The 14,953-nt window shown below is 71.7% G+C and carries 15 protein-coding genes and 1 tRNA gene; 12 read left to right on the top strand and 4 right to left on the bottom strand.

All coding sequences use genetic code 11. The features are described 5' to 3' along the window. The first annotated feature begins 15 nt into the window (after positions 1 to 15). The 9 genes from BSZ37_RS01065 to BSZ37_RS21735 all read left to right on the top strand — a co-directional run bounded on the left by BSZ37_RS01065 (position 16) and on the right by BSZ37_RS21735 (position 7,918). Positions 16 to 927: an MlaE family ABC transporter permease gene (locus tag BSZ37_RS01065; protein ID WP_095508767.1), complete on the top strand. Its 912-nt coding sequence runs from the start codon at positions 16 to 18 to the stop codon at positions 925 to 927. A gap of 69 nt (positions 928 to 996) precedes the next feature. After that, on the top strand, positions 997 to 1,968 hold the full coding sequence (locus tag BSZ37_RS01060) for an ABC transporter ATP-binding protein (protein ID WP_095508766.1): 972 nt from the start codon (positions 997 to 999) through the stop codon (positions 1,966 to 1,968). Positions 1,969 to 2,032: 64 nt separating this feature from the next. Then, positions 2,033 to 3,190: an MlaD family protein gene (locus BSZ37_RS01055; RefSeq protein ID WP_095508765.1), complete on the top strand. Its 1,158-nt coding sequence runs from the start codon at positions 2,033 to 2,035 to the stop codon at positions 3,188 to 3,190. A gap of 52 nt (positions 3,191 to 3,242) precedes the next feature. Beyond that, on the top strand, positions 3,243 to 4,547 hold the full coding sequence (locus BSZ37_RS01050) for an FtsX-like permease family protein (protein ID WP_095508764.1): 1,305 nt from the start codon (positions 3,243 to 3,245) through the stop codon (positions 4,545 to 4,547). Between the two features lie 139 nt (positions 4,548 to 4,686). Continuing rightward, positions 4,687 to 5,580 carry a tetratricopeptide repeat protein gene (locus BSZ37_RS01045; protein ID WP_143537522.1) on the top strand — a complete coding sequence of 298 codons (894 nt, stop codon included), beginning with the start codon at positions 4,687 to 4,689 and terminating at the stop codon, positions 5,578 to 5,580. A gap of 146 nt (positions 5,581 to 5,726) precedes the next feature. Beyond that, complete coding sequence (locus tag BSZ37_RS21740) at positions 5,727 to 6,968, top strand: hypothetical protein (RefSeq protein ID WP_095508762.1); 1,242 nt, start codon at positions 5,727 to 5,729, stop codon at positions 6,966 to 6,968. Between the two features lie 251 nt (positions 6,969 to 7,219). After that, positions 7,220 to 7,459, top strand: a complete 240-nt coding sequence (rpmB, locus tag BSZ37_RS01035; protein ID WP_095508761.1) for a 50S ribosomal protein L28 — start codon at positions 7,220 to 7,222, stop codon at positions 7,457 to 7,459. Positions 7,460 to 7,508: 49 nt separating this feature from the next. Next, positions 7,509 to 7,679 carry a 50S ribosomal protein L33 gene (gene rpmG / locus BSZ37_RS01030; RefSeq protein WP_095508760.1) on the top strand — a complete coding sequence of 57 codons (171 nt, stop codon included), beginning with the start codon at positions 7,509 to 7,511 and terminating at the stop codon, positions 7,677 to 7,679. Positions 7,680 to 7,741: 62 nt separating this feature from the next. Then, positions 7,742 to 7,918, top strand: a complete 177-nt coding sequence (locus BSZ37_RS21735) for a hypothetical protein (protein ID WP_179299413.1) — start codon at positions 7,742 to 7,744, stop codon at positions 7,916 to 7,918. Between the two features lie 101 nt (positions 7,919 to 8,019). Here the strand turns inward: BSZ37_RS21735 and BSZ37_RS01025 are convergent, their stop codons facing one another. Beyond that, positions 8,020 to 8,466 carry a hypothetical protein gene (locus tag BSZ37_RS01025; RefSeq protein ID WP_095508759.1) on the bottom strand — a complete coding sequence of 149 codons (447 nt, stop codon included), beginning with the start codon at positions 8,464 to 8,466 and terminating at the stop codon, positions 8,020 to 8,022. A gap of 68 nt (positions 8,467 to 8,534) precedes the next feature. Between BSZ37_RS01025 and BSZ37_RS01020 the strand changes: the two genes are divergently transcribed. The 3 genes from BSZ37_RS01020 to BSZ37_RS01010 all read left to right on the top strand — a co-directional run bounded on the left by BSZ37_RS01020 (position 8,535) and on the right by BSZ37_RS01010 (position 11,350). Further along, positions 8,535 to 8,609, top strand: a tRNA-Pro gene (locus BSZ37_RS01020). 110 nt (positions 8,610 to 8,719) lie between these two features. Beyond that, positions 8,720 to 10,444: a dipeptidyl-peptidase 3 family protein gene (locus BSZ37_RS01015; RefSeq protein WP_095508758.1), complete on the top strand. Its 1,725-nt coding sequence runs from the start codon at positions 8,720 to 8,722 to the stop codon at positions 10,442 to 10,444. 174 nt (positions 10,445 to 10,618) lie between these two features. Next, the gene (locus BSZ37_RS01010) at positions 10,619 to 11,350 is read left to right on the top strand and encodes a glycosyltransferase family 2 protein (protein WP_095508757.1); all 732 of its coding nucleotides are present in this window, start codon (positions 10,619 to 10,621) and stop codon (positions 11,348 to 11,350) included. A gap of 32 nt (positions 11,351 to 11,382) precedes the next feature. On the opposite strand, the gene BSZ37_RS01005 is transcribed toward BSZ37_RS01010, so the two are convergent. The 3 genes from BSZ37_RS01005 to BSZ37_RS01000 form a co-directional block, all read right to left on the bottom strand. Next, positions 11,383 to 11,865 carry a VOC family protein gene (locus tag BSZ37_RS01005; RefSeq protein WP_095508756.1) on the bottom strand — a complete coding sequence of 161 codons (483 nt, stop codon included), beginning with the start codon at positions 11,863 to 11,865 and terminating at the stop codon, positions 11,383 to 11,385. Between the two features lie 94 nt (positions 11,866 to 11,959). Next, a complete protein-coding gene (locus tag BSZ37_RS21730; protein WP_179299412.1) occupies positions 11,960 to 12,106 on the bottom strand; it encodes a hypothetical protein in 147 nt (48 codons plus the stop codon). 194 nt (positions 12,107 to 12,300) lie between these two features. Then, a complete protein-coding gene (locus tag BSZ37_RS01000; protein ID WP_095508755.1) occupies positions 12,301 to 14,856 on the bottom strand; it encodes a cation:proton antiporter in 2,556 nt (851 codons plus the stop codon). Positions 14,857 to 14,953 lie beyond the last annotated feature (97 nt).

Here is a 14,953-nt window from a genome sequence, read left to right as displayed (position 1 = left end):
CGCTAGCTTCCCCGCATGGAGCCCCTGCCCACCGACTCGCTCACCCAGCGCCTCCGCGCCTCGCGCCGCTCGCGGCAGAGCGAGAAGATCCTCCAGGAGAAGGCCGTCGAGCGGAAGGTCGAGGAGCAGAAGGAGGCGGCGCGCGAGAAGACGGTCTTCGGCGAGTCCTTCTTCGCCGAGGCCGGCGGTCTGTTCGCGTTCATCGGCCGGTTCTTCTCGCGGTTCTGGCGGCGCCCATTCGAGTTCAAGGAGCTCCTCACGCAGATGGACGAGGTGGGGACGAAGAGCCTCACGCTGACGGGCGTCGTGGGCTTCTCGATCGGGATCGTGCTCGCGATGCAGAGCCGCGGGACGCTGGCCCGGTTCGGCGCCGAGAGCTTCCTCCCGTCGATGCTCTCGCTGTCCGTGATCAAGGAGATCGGGCCGGTCCTCACGAGCCTCGTCCTGGCCGGCCGCCTCGGGGCGGGCATGGGCGCGGAGCTCGGGTCGATGAAGGTGACCGAGCAGATCGACGCGCTCGAGGTCGCGGCGCTCAAGCCGTTCGACTACCTCGTGGTCACGCGCGTGCTCGCCTGCGTCATCATGTTCCCCATCATGACGATCCTGACGGACATGCTGGCCCTGACGGGGGGCTACCTCGAGGCGTGGCTGAGCGACGGCATGGACGTCCGCGTCTTTATCGCGACGGCCTTCGACACGCTCCGCTTCGTCGACGTCGCCGTCGACACGATGAAGACGTCCGTGTTCGGGTTCATCGTGGGCATCGTGAGCTGCTACCTCGGCTACAACGTGCGCGGCGGGACGCGCGAGGTGGGCCGGGCCGCCATGCAGGCCGTCGTCATCTCCAGCCTCCTCATCCTCCTCGCCGACGTCGTCGTCGTCCGCGCCTCGATCATCCTTTTCGGCGACATCTCCGGCTCCGCGTAACGAGTTCGGCGTCGGGAGTTCGGAGGTCACCGCTCCTACTCCGAACTCTGAACCCTGAATCAATCCGCCATGTCCCGCTTCTCCAAACGCGCCGACGCCCGCCGTCACCGGGACGCCTCCGACGCCGAGGGGCCGCACCCGCTCGACGACGACGGGCTGGCGGGGCCCGCCGACGAGCCCCCCGGCAAGCCCGAGGCCGGCGTCCCCGCCGACCCGGACGGCCTCGGCGCCGAGGCGGACCACATCGTGGGCGAGGACGGGCCGGTCACCGGCAACTCGCCGCCGCCGCCGGAGAACGTCGTCGTCGACCTCCGCGACGTGCACAAGGGGTTCGGGCCGAAGACGATCTTGAAGGGCGTGAACCTCGCCGTCGAGCGCGGGACGAGTGCCGTCGTCCTCGGCGGCTCCGGCACGGGCAAGAGCGTGCTCACGAAGCACGTCGTCGGGCTCCTCCAGCCGGACAAGGGCGAGGTCTGGGTGCTGGGCGAGCGGCTGGACCTCATGACCCCCGAGCAGCGCGACCGGAAGCGGACCCGCCTGGGCTACCTCTTCCAGGGCGGCGCCCTCTTCGACTCGATGACGGTCTACGAGAACATGCGGTTCTTCCTCGACCGGCTCACGACGCTCCGCCGCGACGAGAAGGACGACCTCATCATGGAGAGCCTGGAGGACGTGAACCTCCCCCAGACGCGCGACCAGTACCCGGCCGAGCTCTCGGGCGGCCAGAAAAAGCGGATCGGCCTCGCGCGGACCCTCATCCTCCGGCCCGACATCATCCTCTACGACGAGCCGACGACCGGGCTCGACCCGGTGAGCGTCCGCGTCGTGTCGGAGCTCATCGTCCAGCTCCGCGACACGCGCGGGATCTCGTCGATCGCCATCACGCACGACCTCCTCGCGGCCGAGATCATCACCGACAAGGCCCACTTCCTCCACGACGGCGTGATCGCCGCGTCGGGTACGCTCGACGAGGTCCGCCGCTCCGACCACCCGGTCCTCCAGGAGTTCTTCCAGGGGACCGAGGCGTACGGCCAGGCCTAGCCGATCTCGGCCTCGGGCACTGCCGTACTCTGTCCGACGTTCGGGCCCCCCTTAGCTTCCGCACATGACCCGTCAAGCGCGCCTCGGTCTCGTCGTCCTCCTCGGCCTCCTCTCGGCCGTGGGGATCATGTTCGTGATCGGGAGCCAGAACAGCCTGTTCGCCGACACCTTCTCGGTCCGGGCCAACTTCAACCAGGTGGCCGGGCTCCAGACCGGGGCCTCGGTGTTCTACAACGGCATCCAGGTCGGGCGCGTGACGGCGGTCCGCCTGCCGAACGAGCCCGGCGCGCCGATCACGGTCCGGATGGCCGTCAACGAGGAGGCCCGACCGCTCATCCGCGAGGACAGCCGCGCGCTGATCCAGACCGACGGGCTCGTGGGCAACGTGATCGTGTCGCTGACGGACGGCTCGCCGGGCCGGCCTCAGGTCGCCGACAACGGCCAGATCCAGGGCGTCGACCCGTTCGCCCTCAGCGAGGTGTCGGACCGGCTGTTCACCTCGATCGCCCGGTTCGACTCCGTCACGGTCGGCCTGAGCCAGACGCTCGCCGACGTCCGCACGGGCGAGGGCACGCTGGGCCGGTTCCTCTACGACGAGCGGCTCTACGAGAGCACCGTGGCCACGGCCGACGCCTTCCAGGGGACGGTCCTCGAGTCGCAGAACACGCTCCGCGCGCTCACCGCCCGCGCCGACCAGCTCGTGGGGACGGCGGAGACGGCGTCGGCCGGCGTCAACGAGATCCTGCGGCGGGTGTACCAGGGCGAGGGGACGGTCGCGCGGTTCCTCAACGAGCCGGCGGTCTACGAGACGTTCCTCGCGACGGCGGCGCAGCTCCAGGAGGGCGCGGCCCAACTCCAGACCGTCTCGTCCGACATCCGCGCCATCACGGACCGGTTGAATCAGGCGGCCGGGTGGGGCGCCGTCGGGGCGTTCCGGTTCTCGGAGAACATGGAGGCCCTCAAGCACAACTTCCTCTTCCGGGGCTACTTCGAGGACCGCGGCTACTACGAGATGGCGCCGTTCGAAGTCCGCGAGGCAGCCATCGCCGAGATCCTGGAGGACCTCCAGGAGCGCGAGCGGCGGCTGTCGCAGCAGGAGCGCGAGGTGCAGGAGGCGCTCCGCGAGATCGAGCGGATCCGCGGCGAGATCGAGGCCTCGAACGCGGCCCGTCCGACCCCGCCTGCTGGCGTGACCGTCGGGGCCGCGGCCGGCGGCGAGTAGCTCCGCCTCGGCATCGAGGCGGGCGTCCCCGCGCCGCACGCACGACGACCCCGTGGACTACCGCTTCCTCATCGCACGCCGGTACCTCGCCAGCCGGCGGCGGCTCACGCTGATCTCGGTGATCTCGGGCATCTCTGTGGCCGGCGTCGCCGTCGGCGTGGCCGCGCTCGTCGTGGTGCTGAGCGTGCTCAACGGGTTCTACGACGTCGTCCGCGACCTCCTCGTGAGCTACGACCCGCACGTCCGTGTCGAGGCCGTGGGCGGGGAGGGGCTGGCCGACGCCGACGGCCTCGCCGAGACCGCGCGGCTGGAGCCCGGCGTCGTCTCGGCGACGCCCTACGTCGAGGGCAAGGCGCTCCTGACGACCGAGGACGGCGGGACCCTCAATCAGGTCGTGACGGTCCGCGGCGTCGAGCCGAGCGCGCTCGACGCCGAGGTCGAGCGGTCGATCCGCGAGGGCACGTTCAGCCTGGGCCGCCGCGACGGGAGCGTCGGGATCGTGATGGGCGCGGCGCTGGCGGGGCGCACGGGCGTCCGGCCGGCGGACCCCGGCGTGGCCCTCGAGGGCGGGCCTTCGGCCGGTGCCGTCGGTGGGAGCCGCGTGTCGCTCCTGTCGGCCGCGGCGCTGGAGCGAGCCATCGGCCTGTACCCGTTCGGCCTGCCCGACCAGCGGTCGTTCGAGGTGCGCGGGACGTTCTCGCTCGAGCCGACCTACGACGAGAGCCACGTGTTCGTCGGGCTCCAGGAGGCCCAGCGGCTGTTCCAGATGCCCGGTCGCGCCTCCGGCCTCGACCTCCGCCTCGCCGATCTCGACGACGCCGGCGCCGTGGCCGCCCGCCTCCAAGACCGCCTCGACGCCGACGCGCCCGGCCGGTACGCCGTGAGCACGTGGTACGACCTCCAGGGCTCGCTGTACAGCGTGATGAAGCTCGAGAAGTGGGCGGCCAGCGCCATCCTCGCGCTCATCATCGTCGTCGCCGCCTTCAACATCGTGGGGGCGCTGACGATGATCGTGATCGAGAAGCAGCGGGACCTCGGCGCGCTCCAAGCGATGGGCGCCAGCCGTCGCGACGTCCGCCGGATCTTTCTGATCGAGGGGCTCTTGGTGGGCGGCGTCGGGGCCGGGATCGGGCTCGCGGTCGGGCTGACGGTGTCGCTCGTGCAAAAGGCGTTCGGCGTCGTGAAGCTGGCCGAGGCCGGCTCGTTCGTGATCGACGCGTACCCCGTGGCGATCCGGCCGTTCGACGTCGGGCTGGTCGTCGTGATCGCTGTGGGGCTGTGCGCGCTGGCGGCCGTGTATCCCGCCGTTCGGGCGTCGCAGGTCGATCCGGCGCGGGCGGTCCAATCCGGCGCCTGATCGGGCTCGACCGTCGTGTGGGGAACCTAGAGGTTCCAATCCCGCCGGGGAGTATCAAGAAGAGACAGTTAGAGGGTTTCGGACAGGCCGGGGGTGGCCGATAGACCCAACAGAATCTGACTCGCCCCCGCTTCCCGCCATGACCCGTTCCTTCTTGCCGCTCCTCGCGGCGGTCCTTCTGCTCCCGCTCTCCGGCTGCGACGAGACCGGCCCGATGCTCTCGATCGACGAGGGCGTCGACGTCGCCATCGACGACGCGATCCTCGCCCGTGAGCAGGGCGACTACGATTCGGCCGTGTCGCTCCTCACCCAGGCCCTCGAGGCCGAGCCCACGAACGCCGTCGTCCGCGTCGAGCTCTCGACGACGCTCCTCCAGCGCGAGGGGATCGACCTGTTCGACATCGACCGGATCGCCCAGTACCTCTCGACCGCCGGTTCGGAGCGCGTGGCCCAGCCGGCCGCCGCCCGCGGTGCGGGGACCTGCGCCTACGCCGAGGACCCGACGGCCGTCCAGTTCGACCCGACCGAGTATGAGGGCTTCGACGAGCTCGTCGTGAGCATTGACGTGCTCGAGGAGGTGACGTCGACGCTCGAGGGCGTCCTCCCGGCCGCCGTCGAGGACTTCGCGCTCTGCGGCTCCGTCGTCGACGGCGAGCTGGTGTACGACCAGGCCGGCGCGATCCTCGACCTGAAGGCTCAGGGCCTCACGGACGAGCAGGCCGCGCAGGCCCTCGCAGTCGGTGCCCTCGCCCGGTTCATCGACGCCTACGTGACGGTCACCGAGGAGCTCGCCGACGAGACCTCGTGGTATCGCCTCGCCGACGGCTCGATCGGCATCTGCGCCGACGACGAGGAGGCGGCTCGCACGAAGTCCGAGAGTGCCATCCAGGACATCGGCGAGGCCATCCTCTCGCTCGACACGCGCGCCGCGATCCTCGGCGCCAGCGCGACGGTCGCCGCCGAGATCGTCAACACGGCCCTTGAGGTCTACTCCGAGCTCGAGCAGGACATCACCACGTACTGCGAGCTCTAACGGCTCCGCGTGGGGCCTCCGGGTCCCACGCACCCCCCGGGGCCGGCCGCTCGGCCGCCCGGTCCACACGACGTCGGCCTTCGGGCCCTGGACCGGGCGGCGTGCGCCGCCCCGTGCCCACCACCCTGGTCTCTCCCCCCGGACCCATGACCCGTCTGCTCCTCGCCGCGCTCACGTTGGCGCTGGCCGCGCCCGTCTTCGCTCAGCCCCACGTCACGACCAAGCGGGAGGCGCCCGCGGGTGGGACCGATCTCGCGAGCCTCGCCGCCGGCGGGGCCGTCGCGGCGATGCCGACGCTCGACTCGCCGTTCCTCTCGAACCCGGCGCACATCGCCACGGGCGGGTTCTCGCTCAACGTGCTCGGCGTGACGGCCGGCGCGGGTGGCAACGTGTCGGAGGCGCTCAACTTCTACACCGACGAGCTCAGCCCGGCCATCGAGGAGGGCATCGAGACGATCCGGGAGGAGGACCCCGACCGGCTGGAGGCGCTCTATGACGAGGCGCTTCGCGTGGGCTCGCAGCCCAAGACGGCCGACCTCGGCGTGCTCGCGCCGTCGGTGCGAGCGTCGTTCGGGCCGGCCGCGTTCGGCGTCGGCGTGTACGGCCAGTCGGTCACGCGCGGGCGGATCCGCGACGGCGGCGCCGGCATCCCGTACGTCGACCTCTACAGCCAGGCCGACCTCGCCGTGCCGCTCGTGGCGGGCGTGGACCTGGCGAAGACGCCGCTCGGCGCCGCGCTCCCGTTCGGGCTCCGCGCGGGCGCCTCGGCCACGGTCCTCCAGCGCCGCGTGACGGCCAAGGCCGCGACCGTCGACGCGCTCGACCCCGACGACGAGAAGCTCTACGTCTTCCGCGGCGACGCCGTCCGCCTCGCGGCGGGCCTCTTCGCCACCGACGTGGCCGTCCGCGGCCTCGACGTCGGGGCCGAGGTCTCGAACGTCGGGAGTGGCATCGACTACGCGTTTGACCGCTCGATCGCGGTGTCGGGCACGGACGAGATGGCCGACGACATGACCGAGGTGGCCGCGCTCGAGGCCCGGTTCGACGGGCGCGAGACGGCGCCGGTCGTCCGCGTCGGCGTGGCGTACCGGCTGCCGGAGGTCCCGGGCCTCACCGCCGGCGGCCTCGCCGTCGACTACACGTCGGCCGCGACCTCCGACTTCGACCAGTCGATGCAGGCCGGGCTCCGGGCCGGCGCCCACGTCCGCCTCGGGCGGTTTCTCGAGCTCCGCGGGGGCGTGAGCCAGGGGATGCCGTCGGCCGGCGCGGCGCTCGTGACGCGCGTGGCGCGGCTGGAGTACGCGACGTATGGCGTCGAGGACGGCCGCCTGCTCGGCCAGCTCCGCCGCCGGAACCACGTCGTCCAGGTCCGTTTCGGTCTGTTCTAAGGAGGAGGGGAAGGGGAGATGGGGATCGGACCGAGCGTCCGGGCCGTCGTCGCGGGGGCTCGGGCGCTCCGCCGTTTCCTGTCTCCCCGCTCCCATTCCCCTTCTTCGCCCCAGACTCACACGTTCGGGCCCCTCGGCAGTTGGTCCCCCGGGCGCCCCCTCCGTAGGTTCATGGGCTCCGCCGCCGTGCGCTCCTCGCGCCGCGGTCGGACCCTCCCCCGAGATTCCCGCGCGGAGTGCCGCGCCGACCGATGGCCCGCAAAGATCAGCTCACCGGCAAGAAGCCGATGTTCGGCAACCACGTCTCGCACTCGAACAACAAGGTGCGGCGTCGGTTCAACGTGAACCTGCAGAAGAAGCGGTTCTACGTGCCCGAGGAGGATCGCTGGATCACGCTCCGCGTGTCGACCCAGACGCTCAAGACGATCAACAAGAAGGGGATCTCGGCCGTCCTGAAGGAGGCCCGCGCCAAGGGCACGTCCCTCGTCTAACCCTCTTCCGCATCCGCGCTCTCCGTAGGGCGCACAGACCCCCGAGACGATGGCCAAGGGCAAAGACGTCCGCCACCAGATCACGATCGAGTGCACCGAGGCGCCCGGCACCTCGCGCTACTCGACGATGAAGAACCGCCGCAACACGACGTCGCGGCTCGAGCTCAAGAAGTACAACCCGGTCCTCCGGAAGCACACGCTCCACCGCGAGATCAAGTAGCGACGGCACGAGCGCCGCGCCCGATCCGTTAGAGGACCGACCCCTCCCAGACCCCCAGACCCATGGCGAAGAAGGTTTCCAAGAACCAGCGGACGAACCGCGGTGCCGGCGTCGAGGCCAAGCAGATGGCGAAGATCATCGTGGCCTCGAAGAAGCAGAACGGCCAGTTCGAGTTCCGGTCCAAGATGGTCGAGGCCGGCAACGTGCAGGACGAGCTCAAGTCGGCCCAGGCCGCCTAGCTCGGCCCCGGCCGACAGCGTTACGGAGCGGTCTCGTCATGAGGCCGCTCCGTTTTTTGTGGGCTCCCGCCGGCCTCGGTGGCGCGTCGCCCGAGGCGGGGTCAGCCGCGGTGGCGCAGCGACAGCCAGTAGCCCACGCGGTCGTCGCTGGGCCACGTGAGCCAGGCGAAGGCGAACAGCGTCGCGCCGAAGGCGAGCGTGAGGAGCTCGCCCGTGAGGAACGCCCCGACGGCGCCGAGGATGGCGGGCAGCTCGGCCGTCGCCAGCGCCGGGATCCCGAACGAGCGGATGAGCGCGGCGGCCTCTGCGTCGGAGCCGGCCTGGAGCAGCCGGCCCTCCATCATGCGGAAGAGCGCGAACGCGCCGGCCGTGGCCGCGACGGCGACGAGCGCGACGCCGTAGAACACGAGGTCGCGCGAGTCGGCCAGCGGGGCGGTGCCAGACGTCGCGGCCAGCCAGCCCATGACGGCCATGATGGCGAACGCGCCGCCGCAGATGCCGAGCCAGAGGATCCGGATCGTACGGGCGAACGGGGGGGCGTCGGTCATGGGTGGGGGCGTGGGGCGCCAGAAGGTAGGGCGGAGCGTATCTTCCGGTCCGGCCGCACGGCGGTCCTCGGGGTGTGGCGCAGTCCGGTTAGCGTGCCTGCTTTGGGAGCAGGAGGTCGCGGGTTCGAATCCCGCCACCCCGACACACGGTGAAGAGCCCGACGAACCCGGCGCCCGGTGGGGCAGCCTGGGACGTCGGTGGGGGAGGGGCGTGGGGGCGCCCCCTATCTTGGGCGGTCTCGAACCGACTCCCATGAAACCCTTTCTCTGCCTGCTCGCCGCCATCCTCATCGCCGGGTGTGAGTTGAGCGCCCAGGTCGATGGCCCGTCGCCGACGGCGACGACGGACGGGATCGAGGCCGCCTCGCCCGAGGACTCGACGCTCCGCGACCTCCTTGGCCAGTACACGACGGTCCGCCTCGACGCCGACCTCTCGGGCCTCAGCGACTCGACGCGGGCCATGCTCCCGCACCTCATCGCCGCGGCCCGCGCCATGGACGACGTGTTCTGGACGCAGGCGTACGGCGATCGCGACTCGCTGATGAGTGGGCTCTCCGAGGCCGCCCAGCGCTACGTCACGATCAACGTCGGGCCGTGGGACCGGCTCGACGGCAACGCCCCGTTCCTGCCGGGCGTCGACGCCAAGCCGCTGGGGTCGAACCTCTACCCGCCCGACCTCACGAAGGACGAGCTGATGGCGGCGGCCGACCTCTACCCGGAGCGCGATCTGACCGGCCTGTACACGCTCGTCCGCCGCGAGAACGGCCAGCTCGTCGGCGTGCCGTACCACGAGGCGTTCGCCGACGAGTTTGGGAGGGCCGCCGCCCACCTCCGTGCCGCCGCCGACCTCGCCCAGGACTCGAGCCTCGCCCGCTACCTCCGCCTCCGCGCCGACGCGCTCCTCACCGACGACTACCAGCCGAGCGATCTCGCCTGGATGGACATGCGGACGAACCCGCTCGACGTCATCATCGGGCCGATCGAGACGTACGAGGACGGGCTCGCCGGCTACAAGGCGGGCGCCGAGGCCTACGTCCTCGTGAAGGACATGGCGTGGAGCGAGCGGCTGGCGGGCTACGCCCGACTCCTCCCAGCCCTCCAGCGCGGCCTGCCCGTCCCGGACGAATACAAGACCGAGTCGCCCGGGACCGACGCCGACCTCGGGGCCTACGACGTCGCGTTCGTGGCCGGCGAGGCCAACGCGGGCTCCAAGACGATCGCGATCAACCTGCCCAACGACGAGGCCGTCCAGCTCGCGAAGGGCTCGCGCCGGCTCCAGCTCAAGAACGTGATGCGGGCCAAGTTCGACCGGATCCTCGTGCCGATGGCCGAGGTGCTGATCCCCGAGGACCAGCGAGACCTCGTGACGTTCGAGGCCTTCTTCGGCAACACGATGTTCCACGAGGTGGCCCACGGGCTCGGCATCAAGAACACGATCGACGGCGCGGGCACGGTCCGGGAAGCGCTGCAGGACCGGTACTCGGCGCTGGAGGAGGGCAAGGCCGACGTGCTCGGGCTCTACATGGTCCAGCAGTTGATCGAGCGCGGCGAGTGGGACGAGGCCTCGCTGGAGGAGCACTACGTGACGTTCGTGGCCTCGATCTTCCGCTCGATCCGGTTCGGAGCCGCCTCGGCGCACGGGCGGGCCAACTTGGTCCGTCTCAACTTCTTCGAGGAGAGGGGCGCCATCGTGCCGGAGTCGACGCCGGAGGGGACCGTCTGGCGCGTCGTGCCGGAGCAGATGTCGGAGGCCGTCGAGGCCCTCGCCGGCCGGATCCTCACGCTCCAGGGCGACGGCGACTACGACGCCGTCGACACGTTCGTCCGCGAGTACGGCCGGACGACGCCGGCGCTCACGGCCTCGCTCGACCGCGTCGCCGAGGCGGGCATCCCCGTCGACGTCGTGTTCGAGCAGGGGGAGGACGTCCTCGGCCTCGAGCCCGCCGCCCCGGGTGGTGCATCCCGCTCCCCCCGCTAGCGTCCGGCCCCGCGGGCGGCCGTCGCCGCCGGGGCCTCCTCCCTTGTCATCCTAAGCGAAGGATCTCGGTGGACTCGACCGTTCCGCTCGTTCGCGAGCGCCGCGTCCGCTGACACGAGACCCTTCGGCGCTCCCGCTTCAGGGTGACGCGGGGACGCGGCAGAACCGATCCTCATGCGCCTCGAAGACCTCACCGTCGTCGTTCCCACGAAGGACGAGGCCGGCAACATCGGCCCGTTCCTCGACAGCCTCGATGACCGCGTCGCGCTCGTCGTCGTCGACGCGAGCACGGACGACACGCGCGAGATCATCCGCCGGCGCCGCCCCGAGCGGACGACGATCATCGAGGACGCCGGCACGATCCCCGAGGCGCGGCAGATCGGCCTGGAGCGGGCCGAGACGGAGTGGGTGCTCTTCACCGACGCCGACATGTCGTTCGGTGACGACTACTGGCGGGAGTGGGAGGCGCTGAAGGTGAGCCAGCAGGTCGGCGCGGTCCAGGGCGCCAAGCTCTCCGCCGACGACGACTACAAGACCTACTACAAGCTGTTCTCGTTCGGCATCCGCGCGATGGCGTGGCTGACAATCCCGGCCGGCTCGGGCTCGAACATGATCCACCGTCGCCGCGCGCTCCTCGACGCCGGCGGCTTCGACCCGGCGCTGACGGCCAACGAGGACATCTACGCGCTGTGGAGCGTGCGGAAGGCCGGCTGGCGCGTGATCTACGCGAAGGGCCTGAAGGTGTACGAGCGGGATCACCGTCGGCTCGAACAGGGCCGATTCCGCAAGACGGTCCACGGCTGGATCCGCCCGCTCATGCTGTTCACCGGCCTCGGCGACGACCGCGTCCGCGAGTCGAGCTGGGGGTACTGGAACGACGAGGAGGCGGAGGACCGGGGCGGCTGAGTGGCCTCGCCTCGACGTCGAGGCGGCCGGGGTCAGCCCGCCACCTCTCGGAGCCGGGCCTCGTCCAGATCCTCCTGCTGGCCCTGCCAGAGCGGGGCGCCGTCGGGGCGCGTCCGCCGGTCGCAGTAGACCTCGAGCCGCGTGCCCTCGGGGTCCTCGACATAGCACTGCCACGCGATCTGCGCGTCCTGGAGGTCCGTCTCGACCCCCATCTCGCGGAGCCGCTCGACAACCGCCAGCAGTTCGGCCTCATCGTCGACCTCCCAGGCGAAGTGGTCGAACCGGCCGGTCGGGCCGGGCGGTGATCCGTCCCGGGCCTGCCGGAGCACCAGCCGGTGGTGCATCCCGTCGTCGTCACCGCCGGGGATCGGCTGGGCGTCGGTGAGAAACGCGTAGTGACTCTGCTCGTCGGTCGCCCGCTCGCGGACGGTCAGGCCGAGGGCTCGCGTGTAGAACTCCGTCTGGCGGTCGAGGTCGGCGACGTCGAGGCGGAGGTGGCCGAGGCGGGCGGGCATGAGGAGGGGGGAGGGGGCCTACGGGATGAGCGCACGGGCCCCACGGTTCCGAACCTCCTCGTCGCTCGGGGATCCCTCGACCCCGAGCCCCTCGCTAGACCGCCAGCACGAGGGCCAGCCCGAGCGGGAACAGCGCCGCGAGCACCACGAATGCCAGGAAGCCGACCTGCGGCCACGCGACCGACCGCAGTTGCGGGCCGGCGGGGACGATCTCGTAGGGGGCTTCGGCGGGTGGGGGCATCGGTCTAGGCGGCAGTCGTGGTAAGAGACGCCACTCGGGTGACAAGAGTTACGTCAGGTATCGGGACCAGCGGCCCAAACTTGACCGGCTCCACAGAGTCTTGGCGGCCCCTCGGCCGCGCGTTCGCAGATTCCGACCCCAGCGGGGTCGCGTCCGACGCCCGAGGCCGGTCGCGTCCGACGCGGGTCGGCGCCTCAGTGGGCCGAGACCGAGGTGCGGACCTCGGTCTCGGGAGACTCGGGCTCGCCCGGGTCGAGGTCGCCGCGGAGCGTGTCGAAGAGGAGCGCGCGGGCGGCCTCCGGCGTCTCGGCCTCGACGAGCGCCTCGACCGTCGCGTCGGAGCGGACGAGCTGGGCCGTCACGGCGAGCTGGCCGAGGTACGCCTCGGGCGCCATCGCCGCCGGCGCCAGCAAGACCACGAGGACACGGGCCGGCTGCCCGGCGTGCGGGACCCGGGCGCCCTTCGGACACACGCCGACGAACGTCTGCGGCACCTCGACCTCGGCGACGTGCGCGTGGTAGAACACGACGCCCGGCATGATCTCCGGCGCGTCGTCGGAGTCGTCGGACACGAGGCGGGCGGCGAGGGCCGCGGCCGTGCGCGGCTCGTGGGGGAAGCCGCCGAGGAGGATCCGACGGAGGAGCGGCTCGGGCGCGTCGGGCGTGAGGTCGAGCGCGATGTGGGACGGCGGGAGGCTGAGGTCGGCCACGCCGTCGCCATCGACGGCCTCCGCCAGCATCGGCACGACGTCGGCCTCGGAGAGCGTGATCGAGAGGAGGTCGACCTCGGGGTAGCGCCGGGCGAGCACGCGCGGGAGCCGCTGGAGCGCCGGCCGCCACGCGACCGTCCCGCGGCGGACGCCCACGAGCGCCAGCACGTCGCCCGTCTGCACGACCTCGTCGAGCACGCGGACCGACCACCCGTCGACGGGCTCCACCTCGATCGTCGCCTCCGGGCCCGTCGCGGCGAAGCGGGCCTCGACCTCGTCGGCGTCGGCTTCGGTCGTGATCACGAGGAGCCGGAGCCCCTTCTGCGCCGCCAGGACCTTCATCACGCGGACGGCCCGCCCGAACCCGGACTCGCGGTAGACCTGGGGCGGGACGACGACGACGAGCCGTCGGGCCGCCGCGAGCGGCGCCGAGAGCCGGGCCACGATCGCCATCGCCCGGCTCTCCTCGAGGACCCCGTCGATGACCTGGCCGAACACGAGCGCGCCGGGCGTCCGCTGGCCGTTCCACCCGGCCACGATCTCCGACGCCCTGAGCTCGCGCGCGCCGCGGACGATCCCCCGGACCGGGTTGTCGTCGATCCGGACGGTCGGCGAGACGGGCACGCTGGCGGCCGTCGCGTGGAGCACGGCCTTCTCCATGAGTCGTTCGGCCTCGGCCACGTTCGACGCCTCGTCGGGGCCGCCGCGAGCGACGGCGATGGGGTAGACGGGCTCCTCGCTCTGCGGGCTCCGGAGGAGGAGCGCGAGCTCCATCAGGTCCTCTGCCGTCTCGGGGTTGGCGAGCGGCACGAGGATCCGTTCCGGCGCCTCCGCCGGCTCGTACGGCTGCTCGGCCTCGGCGAGCGCGACCTTCCGCCCGAACGCCTGCACGAGGCTCGGCCCGATGAGGCACGTCAGGACGATGACGAGGACGACGGCGTTGACGACCGTCTGCGAGAACAGCCCGATGTCGAACCCGATGAGCGTGACGGCCAGCGTCGCCGCGGCCTGGGGGAACGTGAGGCCGGCTACCGTCCCGGCCTCGTCTCGGGAGAACCCGAAGAACGGGACCCCCAAGACCGCCGCCCCGCCCTTGCCGACGAGGACCAGCGTCGTGAACAGGAGGGCGTAGGTCCACACTTGCAGCGACCCCAGCACGCGGACGTCCACCAGAAGCCCGACTGACACGAGGAAGAACGGGACGAGGATGGCGTCGCCGACGAACCGGAGCCGCGTCATGAGCGGGCTCTGCTTCGGGATCAGCCGGTTGAGCGCGATGCCGGCGAGGAACGCGCCGATGATCGGCGCCAGCCCGGCGAGCGACGCCGCCCACGCCGAGAGGAACACCGAGGCGAGCAGGAACGCGAACGCCGCGTCGTCCTCTCGGCGGACGCGCCGGAAGAACGCGCGCGCCGCTTTCGGCAGGAGCCACAGCACGGCCGCGGCCCACACGGCCGCCTTCCCCGCGAACGTCAGCCAGAACGACGGTCCGGCGTCGCCGCCGACGATGCCCTGCACGACGGCCAGCACCAGGAGCGAGAGGAGGTCGGTGACGAGCGTGGCCCCGGTCGCGACCACGATCGCGCTGTTCTTCGCCACGCCGAGCCGGCCGGCGAGGGGCAGCGCCAGGAGCGTGTGGCTCCCGACGATGCTGCCGAGGAGGGCCGCGGCCGGGAGCCCGTAGCCGAGCAGCGACGGCGCCAGCGTCAGCGCGAGGGCCATCGGCATGGCGAACGAGAGGGCGCCGAAGGCGAGCGCCCGCGTCCGCTGGCGGGCGAACTCGGCGAGGTCGAGCGTCACGCCCGCCATGAACATGAGGTACAGCAGGCCGAACGTGCCCAGCAGCACGAACGTCGCGTCGCGTTCCAGCAGGCCGGTCACGCTCGGCCCGGCGACGGCGCCGAGGGCGATGAGCCCGACGAGCCCCGGGATCCGGAACCGCTCGAACAGCAGCGGCCCGACGAGGAGGATCCCCATCGTGATCGCCACGATGAGGACGGGGTCGGTGACCGGGAGGTCGGGGACGGGCAGGAAGTCCACAGGCAGGTGGGAGAGGGGCGGCCTGAACCTACCCAGCACGTGCCGGGTGCCGCCGCGTAGTGCGTCCGCATCAGGCGATGCCTGCGCCGGCCCCGTT

The sequence above is a fragment of the Rubrivirga marina genome (assembly GCF_002283365.1).
In the GTDB taxonomy this organism is placed as follows: Bacteria; Bacteroidota; Rhodothermia; order Rhodothermales; family Rubricoccaceae; genus Rubrivirga; species Rubrivirga marina.
This window is presented reverse-complemented; position numbering and strand designations above follow the sequence as displayed.

Coding starts and splice junctions, on each gene's coding strand:
- BSZ37_RS01065 (WP_095508767.1), top strand. CDS start 16: ATGGAGCCCCTGCCCACCGACTCGCTCACCCAGCGCCTCCGCGCCTCG.
- BSZ37_RS01060 (WP_095508766.1), top strand. CDS start 997: ATGTCCCGCTTCTCCAAACGCGCCGACGCCCGCCGTCACCGGGACGCC.
- BSZ37_RS01055 (WP_095508765.1), top strand. CDS start 2,033: ATGACCCGTCAAGCGCGCCTCGGTCTCGTCGTCCTCCTCGGCCTCCTC.
- BSZ37_RS01045 (WP_143537522.1), top strand. CDS start 4,687: ATGACCCGTTCCTTCTTGCCGCTCCTCGCGGCGGTCCTTCTGCTCCCG.
- BSZ37_RS21740 (WP_095508762.1), top strand. CDS start 5,727: ATGACCCGTCTGCTCCTCGCCGCGCTCACGTTGGCGCTGGCCGCGCCC.
- rpmB (WP_095508761.1), top strand. CDS start 7,220: ATGGCCCGCAAAGATCAGCTCACCGGCAAGAAGCCGATGTTCGGCAAC.
- rpmG (WP_095508760.1), top strand. CDS start 7,509: ATGGCCAAGGGCAAAGACGTCCGCCACCAGATCACGATCGAGTGCACC.
- BSZ37_RS21735 (WP_179299413.1), top strand. CDS start 7,742: ATGGCGAAGAAGGTTTCCAAGAACCAGCGGACGAACCGCGGTGCCGGC.
- BSZ37_RS01025 (WP_095508759.1), bottom strand. CDS start 8,466: ATGACCGACGCCCCCCCGTTCGCCCGTACGATCCGGATCCTCTGGCTC.
- BSZ37_RS01015 (WP_095508758.1), top strand. CDS start 8,720: ATGAAACCCTTTCTCTGCCTGCTCGCCGCCATCCTCATCGCCGGGTGT.
- BSZ37_RS01010 (WP_095508757.1), top strand. CDS start 10,619: ATGCGCCTCGAAGACCTCACCGTCGTCGTTCCCACGAAGGACGAGGCC.
- BSZ37_RS01005 (WP_095508756.1), bottom strand. CDS start 11,865: ATGCCCGCCCGCCTCGGCCACCTCCGCCTCGACGTCGCCGACCTCGAC.
- BSZ37_RS21730 (WP_179299412.1), bottom strand. CDS start 12,106: ATGCCCCCACCCGCCGAAGCCCCCTACGAGATCGTCCCCGCCGGCCCG.